This window comes from Allobosea sp. GW823-FHT01F03, assembly GCF_058798075.1.
In genome coordinates this window covers 4,142,949-4,164,099 of record NZ_CM179505.1, presented here as the reverse complement: position 1 = coordinate 4,164,099, position 21,151 = coordinate 4,142,949, and the positions used below count along the sequence as shown (strand labels likewise).

The following is a 21,151-nucleotide window of genomic DNA, read 5'->3' as shown; positions in this document are numbered from 1 at the left end:
ATCGGACGGCCGCCTACCCGGAGAGGACAATGAACGAGCTGTTGAACTGGCTGCTCCAGCAGAAGGGCAGCATGAACACCTATCTCGAATTCCAGGGCCGCGCCCTCGAACTGCGCGCCGCCGAGCCCGAGCATGCCGCGCTGCTGCGCCTGCTCGCCGATCTCGCCGGCCGTTTCTCCGAAGCCTATGATCGCCGCCCGCTGCCGCTCGACGTCGCGGAGGGTGCGCTGCAGCAGCTCACCGGACTGATCGAGCAGGCGCTGGCTCCAGGTGCTGCCGATCCGGCGGACCGGCTTGCGCTGCTCAACCGGATCGGTGCCGCCGAACTCGCCTGAGGCGGCCGCCTGCGAGGCCCACCCCTGGCGACGAGGCCGACCACGCAGCCCGGCCCTGGCCGGGTTGTTTGCCGTCCGGGCTCATCACCGGCCGGTTTTGGGCCTGTTCGAATTCGCTGAGGCGTGACGCACGCGACGCTCAGATGGCGAGAAGCGGGTTCGTCCGTTTCATCGCCAAGAGGGAGATCCGCTGCAGCTCGGGCGCGTTTCAAAAGGCTCGATCACAGCCTTTCCTCTGACGATGACTATGCGCTCTTTGACGCCATCGACGCGGAAGCGAATGACGCCTTCGCCTCGGACCTCGTCCATGATGTAAGCTGGCAAGCCGGCGCGCAGCGTCTTTTCGATCGATCGCGCGGAAAATTGCTTCAACTGGTCTTCGTACATAGGCGACTCCACCGGAGGCGAGAGCAGGCTACGTCGTAATCCTCGCCATTATGGTGATCGCCAGGAACGGAACAAGAGCGAAGACTGCAAACGCAGCCTTGGCATCTTTGCATGACAATGGGGTGACCGACGGCGCAGCTGAGCCTGCTGTCAAGGGATTGGTCGCGCCGACCTCAATGCACCGTGGCTGTGTCTTCCTCGTCCGGCGCGATCAGCTTTTCCAAGCCGAGTTCTTCAAGCCCTTCGGTGAACTCGGCGAAAGCCGCAGCATCAGTCGCGAACTGCTCTTCCCACACGATCGAGTCGCCTTCGTCATCGACCAGTTCCAACGTCCAGCTGTCGCTGTCTCGGAGCCGGTAGATCTCGATCTGCACCGTCAGTCCATCGCTGGTGAAACTCCGGCAAAGGGCCGAACGTATGATGTCTGGGGAAACTGTCATGTCCGAAAGGTAGTGGCCGCAACGCGACGGTTCAACCGGGAAGAATGGTCCCCGGGGGAGGCCGGTGCCATCCAGGTGACGATATTCAAATTTCGGCTTGCAGCGGGGGGTAAGCAACGTGTTTTCCCGTGGTTTAGATTTTACGTATATCTGTTCTGGTAAGTTAAATTTGCATAGATATCTGATTTTATCTTCAAGTTAAAATTATATATTGTTTCGTAAATTCTCGATTTTTGTGTTTCGATGACACAAGGAAGTGTATAAATCTTCTTATTGCCTCGATCTCGCTGCTGTGTCGCATTGATCTCAATAGGCGAGATCTGCCGGATGGGCATTTCCGAGATCCAGCGCTTCCACACTGATCTGACGTCCGGCGCCGCACTGCGCGCGGCGAGGTCCGCCGGTGCCCCCCAAGCACAGCTCTCAGGCGCTCGCGGGCGTTATGCGGAGACTGGAGGTTGGTACGGCGTCGCGGAATGTCTGCTCCCGCCGCGCCAGCGCTAAGGCATCTACTGAAACTGCTGTCGCGACCTGATGGAAACGGCAAGGAGCGAGACAAAAAGGCGAGCTATCTTGACCAAAATGCCCGTGAAACACGGCATTACGGCCTTTACGGAGCGGCTTCGCTTCTCCGTCCCGCGATGATGGATTGGACGGACTGAACGAGGTTGTTAAAATATTCCGGTAGGCTGCCGGGCTCCAAACTTCGTTGTGATGAATCCTGTGACCGACGACTGCTCCCAAGACGCATGATCGTCGCGCCGCTGCATCGGTTTGGTGCGCTATCACCGTAGTCCGCGAGAGGATGACGCTTATGCCGCTCGTCTTCCGACCCGCCTGTGCTGATGATTTGCAGCAGGCCCAGGAACTCGTCGTTCGCAGCATCAATGATCTGACCGAACGTCATGGATTTGGACCGATGGCCAGCGTGCGGCGCCCGGTTTTTCAATTGTTTTCACTCAAGGATGATCCCGACGGCCTATGGGTCGCGGAAGCCGGCGACGAGATTGTCGGCTTCGCGTTCAGTTGGGCGTGCGGCGATCTGTGGTTTCTAGCGGAGCTTTTCGTCGCGCCTGGTCAGCAAGGTCGCGGCGTTGGCGACAAGCTGCTGGCACATACTCTCGATCATGCCAGAAAATCGAAGGCCACCAACAAAAGCCTCATCACGTTCACATTCAATGTCGTTTCGCAGGGTCTCTATATCCGGCATGGCTTGCTGCCGCGCCTGCCGATCTACTTTTTCAGCGGTGCCAGTTCCGGGCTGACCGCCAATCAGCCGGGCGCCAAGCTCCACTGCGTCGCCATCGAACCTTCGCCCTCGCATCGCAACTTTTTGGCGCAACTTGATGTAGGCGCCTTGGGGGTCTCGCGCGAGAAGCATCACCGCTATCTTCTGGACGACGCCTCGATGAAAGGCGTTCTCCTCCACGACGGTAGCGATTGCGTTGGCTACGCTTACGTCTCGACAACCGGTCACATCGGCCCCCTGGCGGTCGCGCAAGCGGACCATATGGGCGCTGCCTTCGCGACCGCGCTGGACTTCGCGGCAGCAGGCGGTTGCGCGCATGTGTCAGCGTTCCTCCCCGGCCCGAGCGAAGCTCCCGGTGTCGCTCTCAAGCACGGGATGCGGATTACTTTTCCCATGGTTCTGGCTTCAACGCGCGAATTCGGCGATTGGAGGCGGTATCTTCCGCGAAATCCGGGCTTCATGTGACGGATTTCAGCGGTCGCCGACAATAGGCCAACAGAATTTGCTCATCGTTGCGCTGGACGGAAAAAACGTATAAGCCGCTGAAATGGAATGGAAATTTTGCATTGCGCCTATGATGGACTGGACTGACAAAGCCTAATTTTGCGGGCCTGTCGGGGTATGCAGGCGGCATGTAGTACCGTCTGTAGTACCGATTTTCCGCCAATTTGGCGCCCGTAGCTTGGAGCGACGGGCATTCGCGTCGCTTGGATTTTGCGCATCGCCTCGCTCGTCAATCGCCGGAACCTCATCGCCGCATCCAAGTTGCTTCTTCGAGCACGCAACCTTGGAGATTGGTGATGAAAAAACTCGCTTTCGCGTTTGCGTTAGTCGCACTGCCCGCCATGGCGTTCGCACAGAATTCCGGTGTCGTCGTCCGTGATCCAACTGGGGGCTCGACGCGCGATCCAGCGCTCGGCGCGGGCACCGTGGAGGCTCCTTTGAAGCGCGATCCAGCGGGCGGGGTGATGATCGACGACACGCCGCGATTCCGAGCCTACATAGTTGAGCAGCGCGTCCCGTCCTACACGTACGCCGAGCCCATGGTGGTCGGTGCCGTGCTGCCGCAGCAGGGCGTAGTCTATCGCGACTTACCTGCCGAGTTCGGCCCGCAGGGTTACAGCTACACGGTCGTGAACGGCCGCACCGTTCTGGTGGAGCCTGGCACCCGGCGCATCGTTCAAATCATCAACTGATCCCGCTCCGGCGTTACAGGGGGCGGACGGGGCGGCCGAGCACAATCCTCGCTGTGTTCGCTCCGTCCACGCTAGGCAGGCGCCATTGCTAACCCGCTCCCCTTGCGGAGAAGGGCGTTCGCGGCCCCAATTCAGCCCGAATTGCGGAGCCCGCTAGGGTGCGCCTCAGAGATGCGGCAGCGGACGCCGGGCCACCCAAGTGCCCCCAGCCCCCAAGCGGCCCGGCGTCTATCAGGCGGCGATCGGCTCGCCATCGAACAGATACTGCTTGATGACGTTCTGCGGCTCGCGAGTATCCTTGTGGGCCTTCACGCCGATTTTTACGCGGAACGGAATAAAATGGAGGTCCGTGCTCCACTCCGGCGCGAGCACGCCGGTTGCCCGCCGCAGGCCGGCGAAGTCACGCTGGCCAATTTCCTGCGCCGTCTCGTTCTGGTTTTCGAGGTTGTAGTTGATGTAGAACGGACGCCCGTCGAATTCCCCGCCGATGATCTCAGCCTTGCACTTCAGGATCATCCCGGTGCCCTTGGCGTTCACGTCGTAATCGGTCTCGACGATCTCGAGGGTGTACTCGCCGGCTGGCAGGGGGGTATAGCCGGCGCTCGGCTCTGCGTTGGCGTTGTAGGTGTATCCGATACTGGCCATGTCCGGCGCTCCTATTTCGCGGTTTTCGTTAATGATAAACGTAAAACACGGAAAACAAGACGCGTCAACGGAATTCGTTTGTGGTACACGAATTTCATGAAACAGATTTCCATTGCTCAGTGTCGCGCGGCGCGTGGCCTTCTTGATTGGTCCCAGTCCGAATTGGCGTCTCGTTCAAACCTGAGCGAGAGCACCGTTCGGGACTTTGAGAAGAACAGGCGCATCCCTGGCCCTAACAACCTAGCCGCCATCCGCGCCGCCTTTGAAGCTGCAGGCGTCCAACTCCTAGCTGAGGGCCAAGCGGCAGCCGGCCCGGGTGTTGCGGTGCGCCTGCCGGCCCGCCAGTCGGCCACCGAGGCGGAAATGCACGCCAGCGCCGACGAAGTCCGCTCACAAGCCGCGGATGCCGTAGACGAAGCTCTAATCGGCTCGGACGCGACCGCGGAGCAGAAGGCCGAGCGCCGTGGTGCACTTACGGACGAGTCCGAGATGATCGGGCAGGCTCGCGGCAAGGCACGCGGCAAGCCGAGCCCTGACAACAGTGAGGATTGATGGAAGCTACTTCGGCTTTAGGAGACGGTTGAACATTTCGGTAATCGGGTTGTGAGGACTTCGGGGACGGGCGGGAGAGTTCGGCCTGCCGGGCCAATCAATCTGCGCCTCCCCTATAACCCGCTCCCGGTCGTCCATGCCGCGAACCCGATATTGCGGATCGCCGTCGTCGCTTGTCGGCAATAGGCGGGTGACGGCATACGTTCCAACGGCGTCTTGGTCGTGGAAACCGAAATTCAGTCTGACTTGGTCGCCGACTTTGAAATGGTGATCCATAATCGCTCCTTTGTGCTGTCAGCATTCAGAGCTGAGATGCACACTAGCACGCCGGAGAGCTGTGGATGGCGATTTCCTGTAGGATGGCGTGTGAGGCGCGCCCCCAGGCCGCGCGCCGTGCTAACCTGCGTCATGGAAAACCTAAACCGCCGGCTCGAAATCACCGACGCAACCAAAATCGCTCTCATGGGCGGGCCGGTATGCGGCGCCGTCATCATGGTCACGAAGGCGGGTGGCGGCCATGATAAGTCTCCATGATTGGAAACAGGAAACTAGCCGGAGCCGGCTCGGTTCCTGTGGCGGTCTGCCGCGCGCTGGGGGGCGTTACAAGTTACCGTGAACGGCCGGAACAGTTCATCCAGCAGGTGGTTTCCCTGACACGGCTCAAAATACTGATGCCCGAGCCGTGGTTCCAAGGAGCACACCTATGCCTATGGACTCCCACAAGAAGGCCGCCGAGCACCATACAGCAGCGGCGAAGTCGCACCAATCGGCAGCAGACAGCCATTCCAAGGGCGATCACGCCAAGGGGATGGAGCACTCGAAGGATGCCATGTCGCACTCGAAGGATGCGCATGCGCAGTCAGAGACCGCGCACGGCAAGAGCGGTAGCGCAAAGAAGTAGTCTCAATCTGGCGCCGCGCCGGTCCGTGCGGCGCCAGATCATCATTTTAGACCGCCATCGCAGCCGTCGCAGGCTCAATTAGCCTACCGACCTCATCTTCCGGCCAAGCATGGATCACGCCGCCGGCAACACCATCCGGCCCGACTACCGCGTGCCCCACGTAGCCGCCTACGGCGTGCCGCAGCACAGGGGCCGGGCCAAGTCCGTACCGGATATCCTCCAAGCCCTCGCGAGCCCGCTGGAAGGCCGCCACAGCCTGCTGCTCCACCCACTCATCGCCGAGATCCAGCCGATCGACTCCGAAGCCGGAGCGCTTGCCCATAACGTAGACAATCCCCGGCTCGCATTCGTCGCCGTCACGAGGATACGTCTTGCGGAATAGGACGCGCCCGACTGCATCACGATCGGACCAGCCTGCGATGACGATCTCTCCGAGGAGATCGCCCATCAGCATATCAAACACGGCGAAGATATCATCGAGCTTCGCAACGAAGTCGTCGAAGCCGTCGTACTCGACGCATTCACAGGCGGTTTCGAACGCTTCGAACGCGAAGCGTGCGCCCCGGCTTGAAAACACCGCCTTGGCGCGCGGCACCGTCCAGACCTTCGGCTCGATCGCCGTGAGGGTGCCCGTATCATCATAAAAGCAGGCGTCGGCCAGAAGATGCACGCGGTCATGCTCGATAAATGTCGCAACAGCGCTCACGCGAGCACCTCCATATTGTCTGAGTTTACGGCGCCGACGTAGCCGCCATCGGCAAAGCCCTTGAACAGCATGCCGAGCAGCCCGCCGGGCGCGCCGTTGCTGCCGCTAGTCCCAAAAAGGCCGGCGAGTGGTCCGCCGCCAATCAGCGCGGCTTGCAGGGCTGCGCGCGCGAGTTGTTTGACCAAATTGCGCATGACGTCTTCGGCCTTCTCGCCGTCGACAATCAGGTCGCCGAGCGAGTCCGTGATGGCGTCGCCGAGGAATTTCTGAGCTTCATGCGCATCCTCGAGAGCCTTGCGGACCTCTTCGACCCGGACCTTTGCGTTCGCGTAACCCGTCGCAGCGCGATCGATCGCAGCTCGCATTTCTTCTGTGATCGGGATCGCGGCACGCTTTGCGGCGGTTTCTAGCTCGAGTGCTTCGCGGGCCTTGGCCTTCGCAAACGTGCCCTTTCCCTCGGTTTCAGCCTCGAGGAGCAGCGCCTGACGCCGCTTCTCGCTGGCGACCAGGGCCTTCTCATAAGAGTCGAGTGTGTCCTTGCTGGATCCGCCGCCGCCTTTGCCGTCCTTGCTGCCGACCGGTTTATATTTGTCGTTATCGATCGGGTTGATCTTGCCCGTGCCGCCTGGGCGCGCCGGGGGCAGCGTAGTGGTCTTCAGGGCGTTGGCGAATTCCACTTCGGACTGCCGGAAGGACGCCAGAGCCTTGCGGTTTTCCTCCGCAGCGCGGGCATTGGCTGCCGCCTGCTCAGTCGCTACAGTTTCGCGCCCGCCGGCGTTAGCCGTGCCCATCTCGCGCGCCTGCGCAACACGGGCCGCCCGCTCTTCCTGATAGGTCAGCCCCTGCTGGCGCTGGACGCCTGCATTGGCCCGGGCCAGCTCTCCAACCTTCGCAATCAGCGCTTGGACGCCATTTACGGCGCCGGAGGCCGCCGTGCCGACGCCGCCGATAGAGCCGGCAAGGCCGTCGATCGCGACCGCCAGGCCGCGCGAGAAGCCTGTGGCCGTGTCGAACTCACCCGCGGCCTTGATAACCTCATTCTGAAGCTTCTCCATCGCCTGGGCTGACGTGAGAGAGGCTCCGGCTAGTTTCTGCTCGAGCAACGGAGCGCCGGCCTGGATGGCTCGGAAGAACCCTTCCGACGACACCTTGCCGTCCTTGACGAGCGCGGTGAGCTTCGCAACGTCACCACCAGCCTGCTGCATCCCCGCGGCCGCCGCCTGCAGGAGGGGATAGGCGCCATCGAGGAGCGAGTTGTACTCCTCGGCCTGCACCTTGCCGTTGCTGAATGCCTGCGAAAGCTGAAGCAGGGCGCCGGACGATTCCGATGCGCTCTTGCCCGACAGCCCCGCATCCTTCGTGAGCGTCAGGTTGCCGTCGATCTCGGCAATGAAGGCGCCACCACCGCGAGGCTGCAGGTTCGCCGGGTCCGCGTTCTTGGTCGGGTGGCAGGCGACGAAGACGGCGGGCTTGCCGGGCAGGTTGCACAACTGGCGGAGATCGCGGGCGTGTTTGCCGAGAGCAGTGTTTCCATTCTCATCGTCCCCCTGAAAATAGGCCGCGCTCGTGTCCACCACGATCATGTCGGCGCCGCCCAGGCGATCGACATCGAGACCGATACGCGCCACCGCTACCGGAATGCTGAAGGTGCCGGCGATGAAATGGACATCCATATCAGCAGGATCGAAGCCAAGCCGGTCAGCCATAGCGAGCCATCGCATCCGGACGTCGTCGGGGTTCTCACCTGCGAAATAGACGACACTCCCCTTGCGGACGTCCCTGCCGCACAGAGACGTTCCGAGCGCCGTGGAAGCGGTCAGCGCCAGGAGGACGGCTGTCTTGCCTGTGCCTGTGCCGGCTGTCAGGGCATACAAAAACCCGGCCTGCGCTACGCCGTCCAAGTGGTAGTCGGGCGGCACGAAGCCGCTGACGAACTCGGCGCTACTGACGATGCCGGGATAAACCGAGCCGCCCTTTCGGTTATCGTTGCTGGCGACCGGCGGAAACCGGTTGGATTTGCCGGTGAGCGTCGCGACCTTGACGTGGTCGCCCTTCCTGGCGGCATCTGCAATGTCCCGATCAAGGCGCAGACGGGCAACGCGTTCCTCACGCTCGCGCTCTCGTTCAACGCGGCGCACCTCTGCCTCAGCCCAGTCGCGCCGACGCATGAACTCGACGTGATGAGCATGCTCGGCAGGCGTCGGCTCGGGATCACCCGGCTCGAGATCGGGGAGCGCCTTCAGCGGACCAATGAAGTGGTACAGGCCGGTGTCTTCGTAATCATCGTCGTCGATCTCGACGGCTGCAGTCTCAGTTGCGGTCATTAGGCTGCAGCCCCTTCATGCGGGCGACTGCAGCGCCGGTGATCTGAGTGGCGACTTCCGGCAGCATCGTCACCGTTCGGCGCGTCCCGAGCTGCGGCGCGATGGTCCGGTACTGCCCCTGCTCGTTCACCACGAGCTTGAGCCCGCAGATGCGCAAGCCCTCCATTATCTCGATGTCGAAATGAGCTTTTGTTCGGCCGCCCACGGGGGCAGGCCAGTAAGAGATGATGTTCAAATTCCCTCCCAAGGGATTTTGCATTGGTTACAGGTGAAATGCCCGCCGTGGCGGCAGGTATTAGCTCGCCTGCGGCACCTTCACCGCGAGGCTGGCTATCGGCACGAACGGCTCGGTCGGGTCTGGTCGCTGCTCGTGGAACTGCAGGCGCTCCTCGGGGCTCAGAGCGTCATAGGCCGCGAGGGCGCGGTCGACGGCCGTGACGCGGGGCGCTCTCGACAAGTACTCGTCACGCTCCTCGCCACTCATATCTGCCCAAGCGATCCAGAAGTCCTGGCCGCTCTTTCCGCTACATGCGAAGCCGGCGGGCACGGCGCCGCCAACATGCAACGCATCCAACGCCGGGGCTCGCGGCGCCTGCTCTTCTCTTAGCTCTGCAACGTCCTGCTCTAACCGCTCCTTATCGGCGCGCAGGAACAAGGCTTCGTTCTGCGCCTTGTCCCGTTGTTCTTCTGCCGTGCGGGCAACATCCTGAGCGAAGGCCAGCCGGGAGTTGTCGTCGGCGGCTTGTTCCTTGGCCTTAGCGAGTTGCCGTTTGAGCCGTTCAACCTCGCTGGCCGTGACCTTCTCGCCTTTGGCTGCCCGATCAACCACGGCTTGCCGGTCCGGCTTTGGCAGACCGGTTAAGGCATCAAGCGCAGCGCCATTGTCCAGCGACGTGCCCTTGGCCTGTTGGAGCAGATCATCCCCGAGATCTTCTGCTCGGGCGGCATCACGCTGTACTGAGCGTTCTGACTGACCGGTGCGCTTAGCGGTGTCGGCAGCAAACGACAGCTTGGCGGTTGCTGCCCCTTGCCGTGCTTTGCCGCCGGCCACACCTTGCCGCGTTTCTGGGTGCAGCGCCTCGTACGCCTGCTTACGTCGAGACGTGAACCGCGCCCGCTCCGATGCCGTCAGCTTCGGCCCGCAGAGGTTTTCATCACATTCGGCAATCTGACGCTGCAGATCGGTCAGCGTGACGATGTGCGCGGGAATGTCCTCCAGGCCGAGCCGCTTAGCCGCCGCCAGGCGGTGCAGCCCAGCGACCAGTCCGTAGCCATCTCTCGCCAAGTGGTCATGGATTACCTTGCGCTTGTACACCGTGATCGGATTCAAGATTCCGACTTCGCGGACGCTCTCGACGAGCGCGGAAACCTGAGCCTCATCTGCGGCGCGAAGCCTGTCCTCGATAGCGACCAAGTGGATCGGGATAGTGTGGTCGCTGCGTGCCCGGTCGTCAGCCGACCGCATGGCTTTCGCAACGACACCCTGCGTAGCCAAGAGGCGTTCCTTGGCAGCCGCCAGCCCCTTCTCCTGTTGCTCCCGCCCCATCACGCCGCAGCCCTCTGAGCGCGGGCGTTGTCGTTGGCGTGAGCATAGACTGCAGTCCGGCGTGCCTCGGCCAGAAAGGCGTCAAGGTCGGTTCGCTCATAGCGGACGTTGCCGCCGATCTTCAGATACACTGGCCCCGTGCCGGTCATGCGCGTCTTGTTCAGCCAACTAGCTGATTTTCCGATATAATCCGCCGCGGCCTTGGTATCGAATTTTGCCACTTGACAGCCCCTTATTAAATGCTAGATTGACACATATAGAAAATAGCGCGAAGCGTGTAACCGCATCAAACAATATAGACCAAAACATGGTTATTTGTCAAGCCCTTTCAGGCGCTGCCCCGGTCTATCCTGACATCTCCTGACAGCAGCGTTTGAGCCATGGCCAGTCGGCGAACTTGTCGCCGCTCTCTCTGATGTGGCTGTACCGCTGCAGTGACTGCCAGCTGCGATGGCCCGACACCGATGCCGCCTGCGGGATCGTTCGACCCATCTCAAATAGCCGCGACACGCCTTCGTGCCTCAAGTCGTGGAAGTGGAGATCTACGATGCCAAGGAATTTGCAGGCGCGTGAGAACGCCATGCAGATCGCATCGGTGCTGTAGGGAAAGATGCGCTCGCCTGACCTAGGCATGGCTCGCATGATCGCCAACGCTTCGGGCACGAGTTCCACCCAGACGTCGTTCCCGACCTTCTGGCCCGGGTGCTTCATATCGCGGACGAGGATTCGATTGTGGGCCTCGTCCAAGTCGGCCCATGCAAGAGTCGTGATCTCTTCCTGGCGCCGCGTGCTGAAGATGGCGAAGGCGATGATCCGGGCCATCGGGTTCGACTTTGGCCGGCGCTTACGGACGTCGGTGAAGTGCTGCATCAGCAGGTCAAGTTCGGCGAGGGTAGGGCGCCTGTCCCTCTGTTTGCTCTTCGCCGTCACGCCGAGGTCGCGCAGTACAACGTGCGCGTCCTTCATCGCCTGTTGATCGAGTTTAATCCCCCAGGCTGGGCGCGCGATTCTGAAGATCGACGACAGGTGGCTCATATAGTTGCCGACCGTCTGCGGCTGGCGTCCGCCAGCAAGAAGCTCTTGCGCGAAGGCGACGATGTGCTCGCTCTTGATCGTCGGCGCGTCCATGTCCGCGATGTCGTATTCCTTGATCGAGCGCAGGACCTGAGCCTTGGTCTTGCCGGCCTCCTTCTTCGACTCCGAGGTGTACTTGTCGATCGCGTCGGCGAGCGTGGCGCTGGGTTTCTTTAGCTCATCAAGGGCGCCGGGCTTGTCCAGCTCTGCCTCGCGAAAGCGTAGCCATGCGGCGGCCTCCCGCTTCTTGTCGAATGTCTTGGTCTCGCGATGCAGGAACTCCTTGCCGCGCTTACGGACGATCTGTGCTAGATAGCCAACCGTCCCGTCAGCGCGCTTGCGTGCTAGAATGGATCCCATCGGTACAACATGCCCTTGCCAAGTACTACAAGAGTTGTACCGATGCCGGAAAAACCCTGCAATAGCCCGCAAAAGGCTGACACGGGCTGACACGTTAGGAATGGGTGCAAGATATTGATGCATAAGGAAAATCAAGCCTTCTCAAGCGCTTGGCGTTTCAGTGTTGCACCCATGATGGACTGGACCGACCGGTATTGCAGGGTGGTCCATCGCCTGATGTCGCGTCGTGCCCTGCTGTATACTGAGATGGTGACGGCGCAGGCTGTGATCCGCGGCGACCGGCAGCGGCTGATCGGCTACGACACCTTCGAGCACCCGGTCGCCTTGCAGCTCGGCGGCAATGATCCGGCTCTGCTGGCCGAGGCGGCGAAGATCGGCGCCGATTTCGGCTATGACGAGATCAACCTGAATTGCGGCTGCCCCTCGGACCGTGTCCAGGGCGGAGCTTTCGGCGCCTGCCTGATGCGCGAGCCCGAACTGGTCGGCGATTGCGTCGCGGCGATGAAGGCGGTCGTTCCCATTCCCGTCACGGTGAAGTGCCGCATCGGCGTCGACGATCAGGACCCGGAGGTCGCGCTCGACGCTCTGACCGCCACGGTCCGCGCCGCGGGCGTCGATGCCCTGATCGTGCACGCCCGCAAGGCCTGGCTGCAGGGGCTTTCGCCCAAGGAGAACCGCGAGATTCCGCCGCTCGACTATGAGCGGGCCTATCGCCTGAAACGCGCCAATCCCGATCTACCGGTCGCCCTCAATGGCGGCATCCGCGCGCCCGCAGAATGGCTGCCGCATCTTGCCCATGTCGATGGCGTGATGCTCGGCCGCGAGGCGTATCAGAACCCGGAAGTGCTGCTTTCCGTCGATCCGCTGCTGTTCGGCGAGACAGCGCCGGTCGCCGACGCCTTCGAGATGCTGGAGGCGCTGGAGCCGTTCATCGCCACGCATCTCGAGCGGGGTGGGCGCCTGCACGCCTTTACCCGCCATCTGGTCGGGCTTTTCCCCGGCCGGCGCGGTTCGCGCCTGTTCCGCCGCCATCTCGCCGAGCATTGCGTCGGCGCCGGTGCCGGCCTCGCCGATCTGCGCGCCGCCATCGCCCATGTCGAGCGCGAGGCGCCTTCCGCGATCGCTGCCGAATGAACGAGACCTTCCCGATGACGGGTGCACCTTCCGCTGTCGGTTCCGCGCTGGTCGCGAGGATCGAGACCAGTTTCGCCAAGCAGGCCTTCATGACGACGCTGGGCGCCCGGCTCGTCCGCGTCGCGCCCGGCGAGGTCGAGATCGCCCTGCCGGTCTCGGCCCATCTTTGCCAGCAGCACGGCTTCGTCCATGCTGGCGCGGTCTCGACCATCGCCGACAGCGCCGCCGGCTATGCCGCGCTCACCGCCATGCCGGAAGGCGCCGGCATCCTCACCGCCGAGTTCAAGATCAACCTGCTTGCACCCGCGACAGGCGATGAATTGCGGGCGCTCGGCAAGGTGGTGAAGGCCGGGCGCACCCTGACCCTCGCCACCGCCGAGGTCTTCGCGATCTCGGGCGGGGCGCGCCGGCTCTGCGCCATGCTGACTGCGACCTGCATGGCGATCGCCGGCCGCGAAGGCGTCCGGGACTGAGCCGGATCCTTCGACGAGAAAAAGCGCCCCGGCGCATGACGGCTCTGCCCTGCCAACCTTGCCCTTTTTCGGCAAATCCCTAAGAGCAGCCCGAACTTTCCCGGATCGGAAGCGCTATGATCGCCGGCATTCCCCTGAACGACCTGATCTTCCTCGCGGTCTCTCTGGTCGCGGCCGGCGCCGTCACCGGCCTGCTTGCGGGCCTTTTCGGCGTCGGCGGCGGCGCGGTGATCGTGCCGGTGCTGTACGAGGTCTTCCGGGTCATCGGCGTTCCCGAGGAGGTGCGCATGCCCCTCGTCGTCGGCACCTCGCTGGCCGTGATCATCCCGACCTCGATCCGCTCCTACCGTGCGCACTTTGCCAAGGGCCTCGTCGATACCTCAATTCTGCGGATCTGGGCGCTGCCCGTGATCTTCGGCGTCGGCTTCGGCAGTCTGATCGCGCGCTACGCTCCGCCGGACGTGTTCAAGGCGGTCTTCGTCGCGGTCGCCTTCGCCAGCGCCATGCGCCTGCTCTTCGCCTCCGACCGCTGGAAGCTCGGCGACGACATGCCCGGGCCCTTCCTGATGCGGATTTACGGGCTGATCATCGGCGTGCTCTCGGCCCTGATGGGGATCGGCGGGGGGCAGCTTTCCAGCCTGTTCATGACCTTCTACGGCCGCCCGATCCACCAGGCGGTCGCGACCTCCTCCGGGCTCGGCGTGCTGATCTCGATCCCCGGCGCGCTCGGCTACATCTATGCCGGCTGGCCGAAAATGGACCTCCTGCCGCCGCTCTCGCTCGGCTATGTCTCCTTCATCGGCTTCCTGCTCTTCATCCCGACCTCGATCTGGACGGCGCCGATCGGCGCGCGCCTGGCGCACCGGCTGTCGAAGCGCAAGCTCGAAGTCGCCTTCGGCATTTTCCTGCTGGTGGTCTGCGCCCGCTTCTTCTGGTCGCTGGTCTTCTGAGCAGGCGAAGAACCGTGCTCTCGATCCGCGCCGGCATCGAAGCCGATCATCCGGCGCTCGCCCGCCTGATGGCCGAGATGCAGGCGCATTATCGCGTGCCATGTCCGTCTGATGCCGAGATCCGTGCTGGGCTTGCGGGCCGCCCGGCCGGAGCCGAGCTCCTGGTCGCGACAGACGGAGATGCGCTCGTCGGTTTCGCCGCCTTCGCGGCGATCTATCCCGGGCCCGGCCTGCGGGCCGGCTTCTTCCTGAAGGAGCTCTATGTCGCGCAGGCCGCGCGGGGCCTCGGCGCAGGGCGCCGCCTGATGGCCGAACTGGCGCGTCTCGCCCTGACGCGCGGCTTTGGCCGTGTCGACTGGACGGCGGCGCGCGACGATGTCCGCCTGCTGGACTTCTATGAAAGCCTCGGTGCTTCGCCCCAGCCGGAGAAGGTCTTCTTCAGGCTGAGCGGCGAGGAACTTCGCCGTCTCGCAGCGAGGTGAGACGCCGCCGTCATTGCTTCGCTTCCGCCCGCAATGACGGCTGAGGCCGTTCGGGCCGCGCCTTCAGCCGCTCATTCAATAGCGCCATGATCGCCAGACGCTCCGCTTCGGAGAGGCGGGACCATTGCGCGATCTCCTGAAGCGTACGTCCGCAGCCCTCGCAGAGCTTGCTCGCCGGGTCGATCACGCAGATGCGGATGCAGGGGCTCGATACGGCGCTCATGGCCCGCTCCAGCCGAGAGCGAGAGCGATGCCGAGATAGATCGCGATCTCGGATAATTGCTGGCAGGCCCCGGCGATGTCGCCTGTCTGCCCGCCGATCAGCCGCTTTGCGGTGCGCATCAGCCAGCCGCTCGCCAGCGCCGAAAGCCCGATGCCGATGACGAGGCCTGCGGGCGGCAGCGCGCCGGCGAGCCCGAGCAGAAGCCCGATGCCGGCGGAGAGGCCGTAGGCGAAGGGCAGCACCGCGCGTTCCGGCGTGCCGACCGCCGCCGAGGCCCCGTCGGTTCGTGCCGGCGGCAGTGTCGCGACGACGCGGATACCCTCCACACGCGACCAGGCGGCGGCCCCGAGAATGGCGGCCGCTGCGGCGAAGGCGCCTGCGCCGTCGAGGATCGCCGCCAGTGCGGAGACGCGCAGCAGCAGCGCGAGCCCGATCGCCAGCGTGCCATAGCTGCCGATGCGGCTATCCTTCATGATTTCGAGCCGGCGCTCGGGCGTCCAGCCGCCGAACAGCCCGTCGGCGCTGTCGCCCAGCCCGTCCTCATGGAAGGCGCCGGTGGTGAAGACCAGCACGGCGACGCCGAGGGATGCGACGACGAGGTCGTCGAGCCCGGCGAGGCCGGTCGCGAGCGTGACGAGCGCCGCAGGCAGCGCGATCAGCAGGGCGGCGAGGGGTAGGGCCCGTGGCAGCAGCCGGAAATCCGGCGTCGCATGGGCGCTCTCGCCCGGCATCTCCGGCACCGGCAGGCGCGAATAGAAGCGGATGCAGGCGGCCGTCGCGGCGAGCCAGCCCGGCCAGGTCGGCGGCGCGGCAGGCGCATTCTCGCTTTCGGCTTCGGCCATTCCGCGTCGATATCCCAGATTGTCTTCGTTCGCCTCAGCCTATAGCAGCAGCGGCAAGCAGGCGGCGATGGCTCAGCCGCCGGATTCCAAAAGTTTGCGAAAAGACGAGACGCGATGTCTTCCTCCGGCCTGCCTTTCGACGATATCCGTCAGCTCATTGCCGGCATGCCCGGCCCCGACATGGCCGCGGCCGACAGCGTACGCGCCCGCGACAAGGATCTGACCAAGCCCATCGGCAGCCTCGGCCGGCTCGAGGAGATCGCCGAATGGCTCGCCGCCTGGCAGGGCAAGGCGCCGCCGCGGGTCGACCGGCCGCTGGTCTGCGTCTTCGCCGGCAATCACGGCGTCGTCGCCCAGGGTGTCTCGGCCTATCCGCAATCGGTGACGCGCCAGATGCTGGAGAATTTCGCCGCCGGCGGTGCCGCGATCAACCAGATCTGCGCGGCCTATGATCTCGGCTTCAAGGTCTTCGATCTCGCCCTCGATCTGCCGACCGGCGACTTCACCCAGGAGGATGCGCTCGACGAGCGGGCCTGCGTCGCCACCATGGCCTTCGGCATGGAAGCGCTCGCCGGCGGCACCGACCTGCTGGCGCTCGGCGAGATGGGGATCGGCAACACGACCTCGGCCGCGGCGATCTTCGCCGCGCTCTATGGCGGTAGCGCTGCCGAATGGTGCGGCCGCGGCACCGGGGTGGACGATGACGGGCTGCAGCGCAAGGTCGCGGCCGTCGAGGCCGGGCTGGAGCTGCACGCCGCCCATCTCGGCGATCCCCTGGAGGTGCTGCGCCGCCTCGGCGGGCGCGAGATCGCGGCGATCTGCGGCACGATCCTCGCCGCCAGGCTGCAGCGCATTCCGGTGATCCTCGACGGCTATGTCGTGACTGCCGCCGCCGCGATCCTGCATGCGCTCGATCCGTCGGCGCTCGACCATTGCCTCGCCGGCCATCTCTCGGCCGAGGGCGCGCATGCGCAGGCGCTGGTCCGGATCGGCAAGCAGCCGCTGCTGGCGCTCGACATGCGGCTCGGCGAGGGCACGGGCGCGGCGCTGGCCGCCGGTCTCGTCAAGGCCGCCGCCGGCGTCCATTCCGGCATGGCGACCTTCACGCAAGCGCAGGTCTCGCAGAAGGGCGAATAGCGGAGCGAAAGGCCGGCCGGCGCGCAACCCGCTCTCGGTCTGCGCCCCGGCTCCGTTCCTGAGCGGCTTGCCTGAAGCCCGGGTGCCCCCGTTCGCCGCCGGAAGGCGCGATTGCCCGTTCAGGCCGCCGTGCGTGCGCCGGGCTCGGGCAGCGCCGGCAATGCGTCCATCACGCGCTCGGCCGGCAAGGTGATCGTTACCTCGGTACCGGCGCGCGGCCTCGATTTCAGGCTGAAGCCGCCATTGTGGAGGTCGATCAGGCCCTTGACGATCGGCAGGCCGAGGCCGGAGCCCTGTTCAGCCGTCTTGATCGCGAGCGAGCCGCGGCCGAAGCTCTGCAGCACCACCGGAATTTCGTCCTCGGGGATGCCGGGGCCGGTGTCGCTCACGGAGACATATTGCCCGCCGGTCGCGGTCCAGCCGACCTTGACCGAGATCTCGCCGCCCTGCGGCGTGAACTTTATGGCGTTGGTGAGGATGTTGAGCACGACCTGCCGGATGGCACGCTCATCCGCCCAGATCTTCGGCAAATCGGGCTCGACCGCCTGGCGGATGGTCTGGCTCTTCGCCTTGGCCCGCAGATTCAGCATGTGCGCGCAGTCGTCGACGATGCCGGCGAGGCTGAGAGCCTCCTCGTTGAGTTCGTACTTGCCGGCCTCGATGCGCGAGAGGTCGAGAATTTCGTTGATCAGGTTGAGCAGATGCTGGCCGGAGCCGTGGATGTCGCCGGAATATTCCTTATAGGCGCTATTGGCGTGCTCGCCGAAAACCTCGTTCTTCATCACCTCGGAGAAGCCGAGAATGGCGTTGAGCGGGGTGCGCAGCTCATGGCTCATCGTCGCCAGGAAACGCGATTTGGCGAGGTTGGCCTCCTCGGCCTTGCGCCGTGCCTCGTCGGAATTGGCCTTGGCGGTACCGAGCTCCGCGATCAGCGCGTCCTTCTCGGCCCGGAATTCGATGGTCGCGACCGAGGTCGAGTAGAGCCGGTTGGCGAGGAAGATGAAGAAGAGCTGGGCGCAGGCTGCCATCATCAGCATGGTGAGGCTGTCGATGTCGGAGCGGCCGGAGAAGAACAGCACCAGGGCGCCGGTGACCGGGACCAGCCCGGCATAGACCGCCATCGGCATGGTGGCGGAGAGCATCACCGTGATCGCGCTGACGATCAGCAGCGTCGTCGTCAGGAAGAAGCGCGCGCCCGGCGCCTCGACCCCGATGAACAGGACCGGCAGCAGCGCCCAGGAGACGCCGTGCAGCATCTCGGCCAGCGGCATGGTCTTGCGCCAGAAGCTGATCCGCGCCTCTGCCGAGGGCTCGGCCAGGAAACGCCGGCAGAGCACGAACATCAGCACGCAGGCGATCGCCACGAAGGCGAACCAGGCGGAGACCCTGAAGAGCGGCACCCAGGCGCAGGCCGCTGCGCCGACGAGCAGCGCTAGCACCAATGTGCCCGCCGTGCCGTTCAGCCGGTACTGGGCGAAGAGCCGGACGAGCTCGTAGTCGAAAGCACGGTCGAGGCCGGTCGTCGAGGTCAGCCGCTCGCGGGCCGATCGCACCTCGCGGCTGATCAGCTTGCGGCGCGCCAGCGCCGACGGGTCGGGTCCGCGACCGCGTTGGACCTGTTCGACGGTGAGTTCCGGCATACCCGAGAAAAGCGGCTCCTGGCCCGTGGCGCACCTTGCGGCACCGGCTCGCCATGATGGGCAGGAAATCGTTAAGCTAGTGCTGATGTCTCGTTTCGGAATCAGGACGAATGGTCATGGCCCGTTTGGCTGGCGGCGCGTCGGTCGCGCGGTCGATCTCGTCGTGGCGCTCGGCTTCATCGGCCTTTTGGCGGTGGCCGGCGCGGTTCTGCAATATCGGCTGGGGACTGCCAAAATCCTGACCGGTGCAGCCGAGGCGATCGACGGCGATTCCCTCAGACTCGCTGGTGAGGAACTGCGGCTCGAGGGCATAGACGCGCCCGAATACCGCCAGACCTGCCGCGATAGGAGCGGCCGCGATGTCGCCTGTGGGCGACAGGCGCGCCGTGTGCTCGCCGACATGCTGGCGCGCGGCAATGTCACCTGCACCATCTCGCGGCCGGACCGCTATGGCCGCGGCCTCGCCCGCTGCCGCCAGGGCGAGGCCGAGATCAACGCCGCGCTCGTCCGCAACGGCCAGGCGCTCGCCTATGGCGACTACCGGGCCGAGGAGGAGGAGGCGAGGGCCGCCGGTCGCGGTCTCTGGGCCCTGACTTTCCAGCGGCCTTCGGAATGGCGCCAGAGCCATCCACGCTAGCCCGTGCCGCATTCTCTCGGAACCGGACCGAAATTGCGCGATGGCGGGGTGGAGCTGATGCCCTCTCCGGCCTCTGCGCCGCTGACGCCGGCAGCGAGGCATGTGGCCGGCGCATGACAGCGGGCTGTCATGGGGAATGTCTTCGCGCCCGGCTTGGCTCTAGAAGACGGTCTTTCTCTCCCCGAAGGTCAGTCGGAGCAGGCCGATGATCGGCGCCATCCTTCTTGCGCTCGCGCCGATCGCCCTGCTGATCGCGCTCGGCCACCTGATGCACCGCCGGCGCTTCCTGCCCGACAGCTTCTGGCCGCAGGCGGAACGGCTCTGCTATTATGTGCTTCTGCCCGCATTGTTTATCCATGCGCTGTCGATGGCGGATCTGCGCGGTGTTCCGGTCGGCGCTCTCGCCATCGCGCTGGTGATCCCGATCATCGCCGTCTCGGCGCTGCTGGTGCTGGCCAAGCCCTGGCTGGCTTCGAGCGACGCGGCCTTCACCTCCGTCTTCCAGGGTGGCATCCGCTTCAACAACTATGTCGGTCTCAGCGCCGCGGTCAGCCTGCTCGGCGCTCCCGCCCTTTCGCTGGCTGCCGTCGCCAATGCCGCGATCGTTCCGACGGTGAATCTGCTCTGCGTGCTGGTTTTCGCGCGCTGGGGCGTGGCCCAGCCGAGCCTGCGCGGTGTGCTGCGCGGCCTCGCGCTCAATCCCCTGCTGATGTCCTGCCTGATCGGCATCGCCATTCAGGCCGCCGGGCTCGGCCTGCCGCCGGGCATCGAGGGTTTCCTGAAGGCGCTCGGCCAGGCTTCGCTGCCGCTCGGCCTGCTCTGCGTCGGGGCGGCGCTCGACTGGGGGGCCCTCGGCCGAGGGCTGCGTCCGGCGCTCGCCGCCTCCTTCGCGAAATTCGTGCTCATGCCGCTCGTGACCTTCCTGGTCCTCAAGGCCTTCGGACTGGGCGGCCAGGCGGCGCTGATCGCGATCCTGTTCCATGCCCTGCCGACGGCCTCCTCTTCCTATGTCATGGCGCGGCAGCTCGGCGGCGATGCGCCGCTGATGGCCGGAATCTGCGCCCTGCAAACGGTGCTGGCGGCGTTGACGGTGCCGGTCGCGCTCCTGCTGCTCGCGCCGGCGCTATAGGCATCGCCGGGCTTTCCGGAAGCGCCCGCGATCGGCGGGCGCGCTGGTTCCGTAAGGCCGGGCCGGCGGGGCCAGGGCCGCTCGGCCATGCTCGCGCCCTGTTGTCCGGCTTTGTCTTGACAGGGCGCGCTCGGCGCCCTGAATGCGGCTGGAAGCCAGAATGCTGTGAGGGTGGCGATGAAGCTCTATGATGGCGGGCGAGCGCCCAATCCGCGGCGCGTCCGCATCTTTTTCGCCGAGAAGGGCGTGCCGCTGCCTGATCTGGTCCCGGTCGACATCGGCCGCAAGGAGCACAAGACGCCGGAGTTCACCCGCATCAACCCGTCCCAGCGCCTGCCGGTGCTGGTTCTGGACGATGGCACCGCCTTGGCCGAGACCATGGCGATCTGCCGCTACATCGAAGGGCTGCATCCGACGCCTGCCCTGTTCGGCCGCGACCCGAAGCAGGGTGCGCTGATCGAGATGTGGAACCGCAGGGTCGAACTCGGCCTGTTCTCCAGCGTCGCCGCCGTGTTTCGGCACAGTCATCCCTCCATGGCCGAGCTGGAGGACCAGGTGCCGGAATGGGCGCAGGCCAATCGCGAGATGATCGACGACCAGCTGATGCTGCTCGATCTCCAGCTGGCCGCAAATCGCTTCGTCTGCGGCGACGAGCTGAGCGTCGCCGACATCACCGCCGGCATCGCGGTCGATTTCATGAAGCCGTCGCGCATTCCGCTGTCCGAGGATCTTGCCAATATCCGGCGCTGGCATGGCGAACTTTCCGCCCGCCCGAGCTGGAAGGCCTGA

25 protein-coding genes are annotated in these 21,151 nt (G+C 64.6%); 13 read left to right on the top strand and 12 right to left on the bottom strand.

Annotated features, from left to right (window positions below):
* The first annotated feature begins 29 nt into the window (after nt 1–29).
* The gene (locus tag AC3RCC_RS20010) at nt 30–335 is read left to right on the top strand and encodes a hypothetical protein (protein ID WP_291648752.1); all 306 of its coding nucleotides are present in this window, start codon (nt 30–32) and stop codon (nt 333–335) included.
* Nucleotides 336–503: 168 nt separating this feature from the next.
* Here the strand turns inward: AC3RCC_RS20010 and AC3RCC_RS20005 are convergent, their stop codons facing one another.
* On the bottom strand, nt 504–722 hold the full coding sequence (locus AC3RCC_RS20005; protein WP_291634981.1) for a hypothetical protein: 219 nt from the start codon (nt 720–722) through the stop codon (nt 504–506).
* A gap of 173 nt (nt 723–895) precedes the next feature.
* Entirely contained in the window at nt 896–1,279 is a 384-nt protein-coding gene (locus AC3RCC_RS20000) for a hypothetical protein (protein WP_492256358.1), read from the bottom strand.
* 697 nt (nt 1,280–1,976) lie between these two features.
* On the opposite strand from AC3RCC_RS20000, the gene AC3RCC_RS19995 reads away from it, so the two are divergent.
* Complete coding sequence (locus AC3RCC_RS19995; protein WP_492256357.1) at nt 1,977–2,876, top strand: GNAT family N-acetyltransferase; 900 nt, start codon at nt 1,977–1,979, stop codon at nt 2,874–2,876.
* A gap of 335 nt (nt 2,877–3,211) precedes the next feature.
* Nucleotides 3,212–3,607, top strand: a complete 396-nt coding sequence (locus AC3RCC_RS19990) for a DUF1236 domain-containing protein (RefSeq protein ID WP_492256356.1) — start codon at nt 3,212–3,214, stop codon at nt 3,605–3,607.
* Between the two features lie 231 nt (nt 3,608–3,838).
* On the opposite strand, the gene AC3RCC_RS19985 is transcribed toward AC3RCC_RS19990, so the two are convergent.
* A complete protein-coding gene (locus AC3RCC_RS19985; RefSeq protein WP_492256355.1) occupies nt 3,839–4,252 on the bottom strand; it encodes a DUF669 domain-containing protein in 414 nt (137 codons plus the stop codon).
* Nucleotides 4,253–4,348: 96 nt separating this feature from the next.
* Here AC3RCC_RS19985 and AC3RCC_RS19980 point away from each other — a divergent pair, with 96 nt between their 5' ends.
* Nucleotides 4,349–4,804: a helix-turn-helix domain-containing protein gene (locus AC3RCC_RS19980; protein WP_492256354.1), complete on the top strand. Its 456-nt coding sequence runs from the start codon at nt 4,349–4,351 to the stop codon at nt 4,802–4,804.
* A gap of 709 nt (nt 4,805–5,513) precedes the next feature.
* Complete coding sequence (locus AC3RCC_RS19975; protein WP_492256353.1) at nt 5,514–5,705, top strand: hypothetical protein; 192 nt, start codon at nt 5,514–5,516, stop codon at nt 5,703–5,705.
* 46 nt (nt 5,706–5,751) lie between these two features.
* On the opposite strand, the gene AC3RCC_RS19970 is transcribed toward AC3RCC_RS19975, so the two are convergent.
* From AC3RCC_RS19970 to AC3RCC_RS19945, 6 genes are all read right to left on the bottom strand, one after another.
* A complete protein-coding gene (locus tag AC3RCC_RS19970) occupies nt 5,752–6,411 on the bottom strand; it encodes a hypothetical protein (protein WP_492256352.1) in 660 nt (219 codons plus the stop codon).
* Nucleotides 6,408–8,735 carry a tape measure protein gene (locus AC3RCC_RS19965; protein ID WP_492256351.1) on the bottom strand — a complete coding sequence of 776 codons (2,328 nt, stop codon included), beginning with the start codon at nt 8,733–8,735 and terminating at the stop codon, nt 6,408–6,410. The genes AC3RCC_RS19970 and AC3RCC_RS19965 overlap by 4 nt, the downstream gene beginning before the upstream one ends.
* A complete protein-coding gene (locus tag AC3RCC_RS19960) occupies nt 8,722–8,970 on the bottom strand; it encodes a hypothetical protein (RefSeq protein WP_492256350.1) in 249 nt (82 codons plus the stop codon). Before AC3RCC_RS19960 ends, AC3RCC_RS19965 begins: the two co-directional genes overlap by 14 nt.
* Nucleotides 8,971–9,030: 60 nt before the next feature.
* A complete protein-coding gene (locus AC3RCC_RS19955) occupies nt 9,031–10,230 on the bottom strand; it encodes a ParB/RepB/Spo0J family partition protein (RefSeq protein WP_492256349.1) in 1,200 nt (399 codons plus the stop codon).
* Nucleotides 10,231–10,280: 50 nt separating this feature from the next.
* Entirely contained in the window at nt 10,281–10,502 is a 222-nt protein-coding gene (locus tag AC3RCC_RS19950; protein WP_492256348.1) for a hypothetical protein, read from the bottom strand.
* Nucleotides 10,503–10,626: 124 nt separating this feature from the next.
* Nucleotides 10,627–11,715 (bottom strand): site-specific integrase, encoded by a 1,089-nt coding sequence (locus AC3RCC_RS19945; RefSeq protein ID WP_492256347.1) that lies wholly within the window; start codon nt 11,713–11,715, stop codon nt 10,627–10,629.
* A 117-nt stretch (nt 11,716–11,832) separates the two neighbouring features.
* On the opposite strand from AC3RCC_RS19945, the gene dusA reads away from it, so the two are divergent.
* The 4 genes from dusA to AC3RCC_RS19925 all read left to right on the top strand — a co-directional run bounded on the left by dusA (nt 11,833) and on the right by AC3RCC_RS19925 (nt 14,754).
* Nucleotides 11,833–12,849 (top strand): tRNA dihydrouridine(20/20a) synthase DusA, encoded by a 1,017-nt coding sequence (gene dusA / locus AC3RCC_RS19940; RefSeq protein ID WP_492256346.1) that lies wholly within the window; start codon nt 11,833–11,835, stop codon nt 12,847–12,849.
* Between the two features lie 14 nt (nt 12,850–12,863).
* Nucleotides 12,864–13,322: a PaaI family thioesterase gene (locus AC3RCC_RS19935; protein ID WP_291634984.1), complete on the top strand. Its 459-nt coding sequence runs from the start codon at nt 12,864–12,866 to the stop codon at nt 13,320–13,322.
* Between the two features lie 116 nt (nt 13,323–13,438).
* Nucleotides 13,439–14,272 (top strand): sulfite exporter TauE/SafE family protein, encoded by an 834-nt coding sequence (locus tag AC3RCC_RS19930; RefSeq protein ID WP_291634986.1) that lies wholly within the window; start codon nt 13,439–13,441, stop codon nt 14,270–14,272.
* Nucleotides 14,273–14,349: 77 nt separating this feature from the next.
* Nucleotides 14,350–14,754: a GNAT family N-acetyltransferase gene (locus AC3RCC_RS19925; RefSeq protein ID WP_492258809.1), complete on the top strand. Its 405-nt coding sequence runs from the start codon at nt 14,350–14,352 to the stop codon at nt 14,752–14,754.
* Nucleotides 14,755–14,764: 10 nt separating this feature from the next.
* On the opposite strand, the gene AC3RCC_RS19920 is transcribed toward AC3RCC_RS19925, so the two are convergent.
* Together AC3RCC_RS19920 and AC3RCC_RS19915 are read right to left on the bottom strand one after the other, a co-directional pair.
* Nucleotides 14,765–14,977, bottom strand: coding sequence for a DUF1289 domain-containing protein (locus AC3RCC_RS19920; RefSeq protein ID WP_291648756.1), 213 nt, complete (start codon nt 14,975–14,977; stop codon nt 14,765–14,767).
* Complete coding sequence (locus AC3RCC_RS19915) at nt 14,974–15,819, bottom strand: adenosylcobinamide-GDP ribazoletransferase (RefSeq protein WP_492256345.1); 846 nt, start codon at nt 15,817–15,819, stop codon at nt 14,974–14,976. Before AC3RCC_RS19915 ends, AC3RCC_RS19920 begins: the two co-directional genes overlap by 4 nt.
* Before the next feature lie 114 nt (nt 15,820–15,933).
* Here AC3RCC_RS19915 and cobT point away from each other — a divergent pair, with 114 nt between their 5' ends.
* Entirely contained in the window at nt 15,934–16,956 is a 1,023-nt protein-coding gene (cobT, locus tag AC3RCC_RS19910; RefSeq protein ID WP_492256344.1) for a nicotinate-nucleotide--dimethylbenzimidazole phosphoribosyltransferase, read from the top strand.
* A 119-nt stretch (nt 16,957–17,075) separates the two neighbouring features.
* On the opposite strand, the gene AC3RCC_RS19905 is transcribed toward cobT, so the two are convergent.
* On the bottom strand, nt 17,076–18,596 hold the full coding sequence (locus AC3RCC_RS19905; protein WP_291634995.1) for a sensor histidine kinase: 1,521 nt from the start codon (nt 18,594–18,596) through the stop codon (nt 17,076–17,078).
* 85 nt (nt 18,597–18,681) lie between these two features.
* On the opposite strand from AC3RCC_RS19905, the gene AC3RCC_RS19900 reads away from it, so the two are divergent.
* The 3 genes from AC3RCC_RS19900 (at nt 18,682) to AC3RCC_RS19890 (ending at nt 21,151) form a co-directional block, all read left to right on the top strand.
* Nucleotides 18,682–19,233 carry a thermonuclease family protein gene (locus AC3RCC_RS19900; RefSeq protein ID WP_291634997.1) on the top strand — a complete coding sequence of 184 codons (552 nt, stop codon included), beginning with the start codon at nt 18,682–18,684 and terminating at the stop codon, nt 19,231–19,233.
* Nucleotides 19,234–19,438: 205 nt separating this feature from the next.
* Entirely contained in the window at nt 19,439–20,362 is a 924-nt protein-coding gene (locus tag AC3RCC_RS19895; RefSeq protein ID WP_492256343.1) for an AEC family transporter, read from the top strand.
* A 177-nt stretch (nt 20,363–20,539) separates the two neighbouring features.
* The gene (locus AC3RCC_RS19890; protein ID WP_291648765.1) at nt 20,540–21,151 is read left to right on the top strand and encodes a glutathione S-transferase family protein; all 612 of its coding nucleotides are present in this window, start codon (nt 20,540–20,542) and stop codon (nt 21,149–21,151) included.

Bases quoted from the DNA above. Each gene is read 5' to 3' on its own strand.
- AC3RCC_RS19890 (WP_291648765.1), top strand. From the start codon at position 20,540: ATGAAGCTCTATGATGGCGGGCGAGCGCCCAATCCGCGGCGCGTCCGC.
- AC3RCC_RS19985 (WP_492256355.1), bottom strand. From the start codon at position 4,252: ATGGCCAGTATCGGATACACCTACAACGCCAACGCAGAGCCGAGCGCC.
- AC3RCC_RS19905 (WP_291634995.1), bottom strand. From the start codon at position 18,596: ATGCCGGAACTCACCGTCGAACAGGTCCAACGCGGTCGCGGACCCGAC.
- AC3RCC_RS20010 (WP_291648752.1), top strand. From the start codon at position 30: ATGAACGAGCTGTTGAACTGGCTGCTCCAGCAGAAGGGCAGCATGAAC.
- AC3RCC_RS19895 (WP_492256343.1), top strand. From the start codon at position 19,439: ATGATCGGCGCCATCCTTCTTGCGCTCGCGCCGATCGCCCTGCTGATC.
- AC3RCC_RS19980 (WP_492256354.1), top strand. From the start codon at position 4,349: ATGAAACAGATTTCCATTGCTCAGTGTCGCGCGGCGCGTGGCCTTCTT.
- AC3RCC_RS19965 (WP_492256351.1), bottom strand. From the start codon at position 8,735: ATGACCGCAACTGAGACTGCAGCCGTCGAGATCGACGACGATGATTAC.
- AC3RCC_RS19930 (WP_291634986.1), top strand. From the start codon at position 13,439: ATGATCGCCGGCATTCCCCTGAACGACCTGATCTTCCTCGCGGTCTCT.
- AC3RCC_RS19945 (WP_492256347.1), bottom strand. From the start codon at position 11,715: ATGGGATCCATTCTAGCACGCAAGCGCGCTGACGGGACGGTTGGCTAT.
- cobT (WP_492256344.1), top strand. From the start codon at position 15,934: ATGTCTTCCTCCGGCCTGCCTTTCGACGATATCCGTCAGCTCATTGCC.
- AC3RCC_RS19915 (WP_492256345.1), bottom strand. From the start codon at position 15,819: ATGGCCGAAGCCGAAAGCGAGAATGCGCCTGCCGCGCCGCCGACCTGG.
- AC3RCC_RS19935 (WP_291634984.1), top strand. From the start codon at position 12,864: ATGACGGGTGCACCTTCCGCTGTCGGTTCCGCGCTGGTCGCGAGGATC.
- dusA (WP_492256346.1), top strand. From the start codon at position 11,833: ATGCATAAGGAAAATCAAGCCTTCTCAAGCGCTTGGCGTTTCAGTGTT.
- AC3RCC_RS19995 (WP_492256357.1), top strand. From the start codon at position 1,977: ATGCCGCTCGTCTTCCGACCCGCCTGTGCTGATGATTTGCAGCAGGCC.
- AC3RCC_RS20005 (WP_291634981.1), bottom strand. From the start codon at position 722: ATGTACGAAGACCAGTTGAAGCAATTTTCCGCGCGATCGATCGAAAAG.
- AC3RCC_RS19900 (WP_291634997.1), top strand. From the start codon at position 18,682: ATGTCTCGTTTCGGAATCAGGACGAATGGTCATGGCCCGTTTGGCTGG.
- AC3RCC_RS19925 (WP_492258809.1), top strand. From the start codon at position 14,350: ATGCAGGCGCATTATCGCGTGCCATGTCCGTCTGATGCCGAGATCCGT.
- AC3RCC_RS19990 (WP_492256356.1), top strand. From the start codon at position 3,212: ATGAAAAAACTCGCTTTCGCGTTTGCGTTAGTCGCACTGCCCGCCATG.
- AC3RCC_RS19920 (WP_291648756.1), bottom strand. From the start codon at position 14,977: ATGAGCGCCGTATCGAGCCCCTGCATCCGCATCTGCGTGATCGACCCG.
- AC3RCC_RS19975 (WP_492256353.1), top strand. From the start codon at position 5,514: ATGGACTCCCACAAGAAGGCCGCCGAGCACCATACAGCAGCGGCGAAG.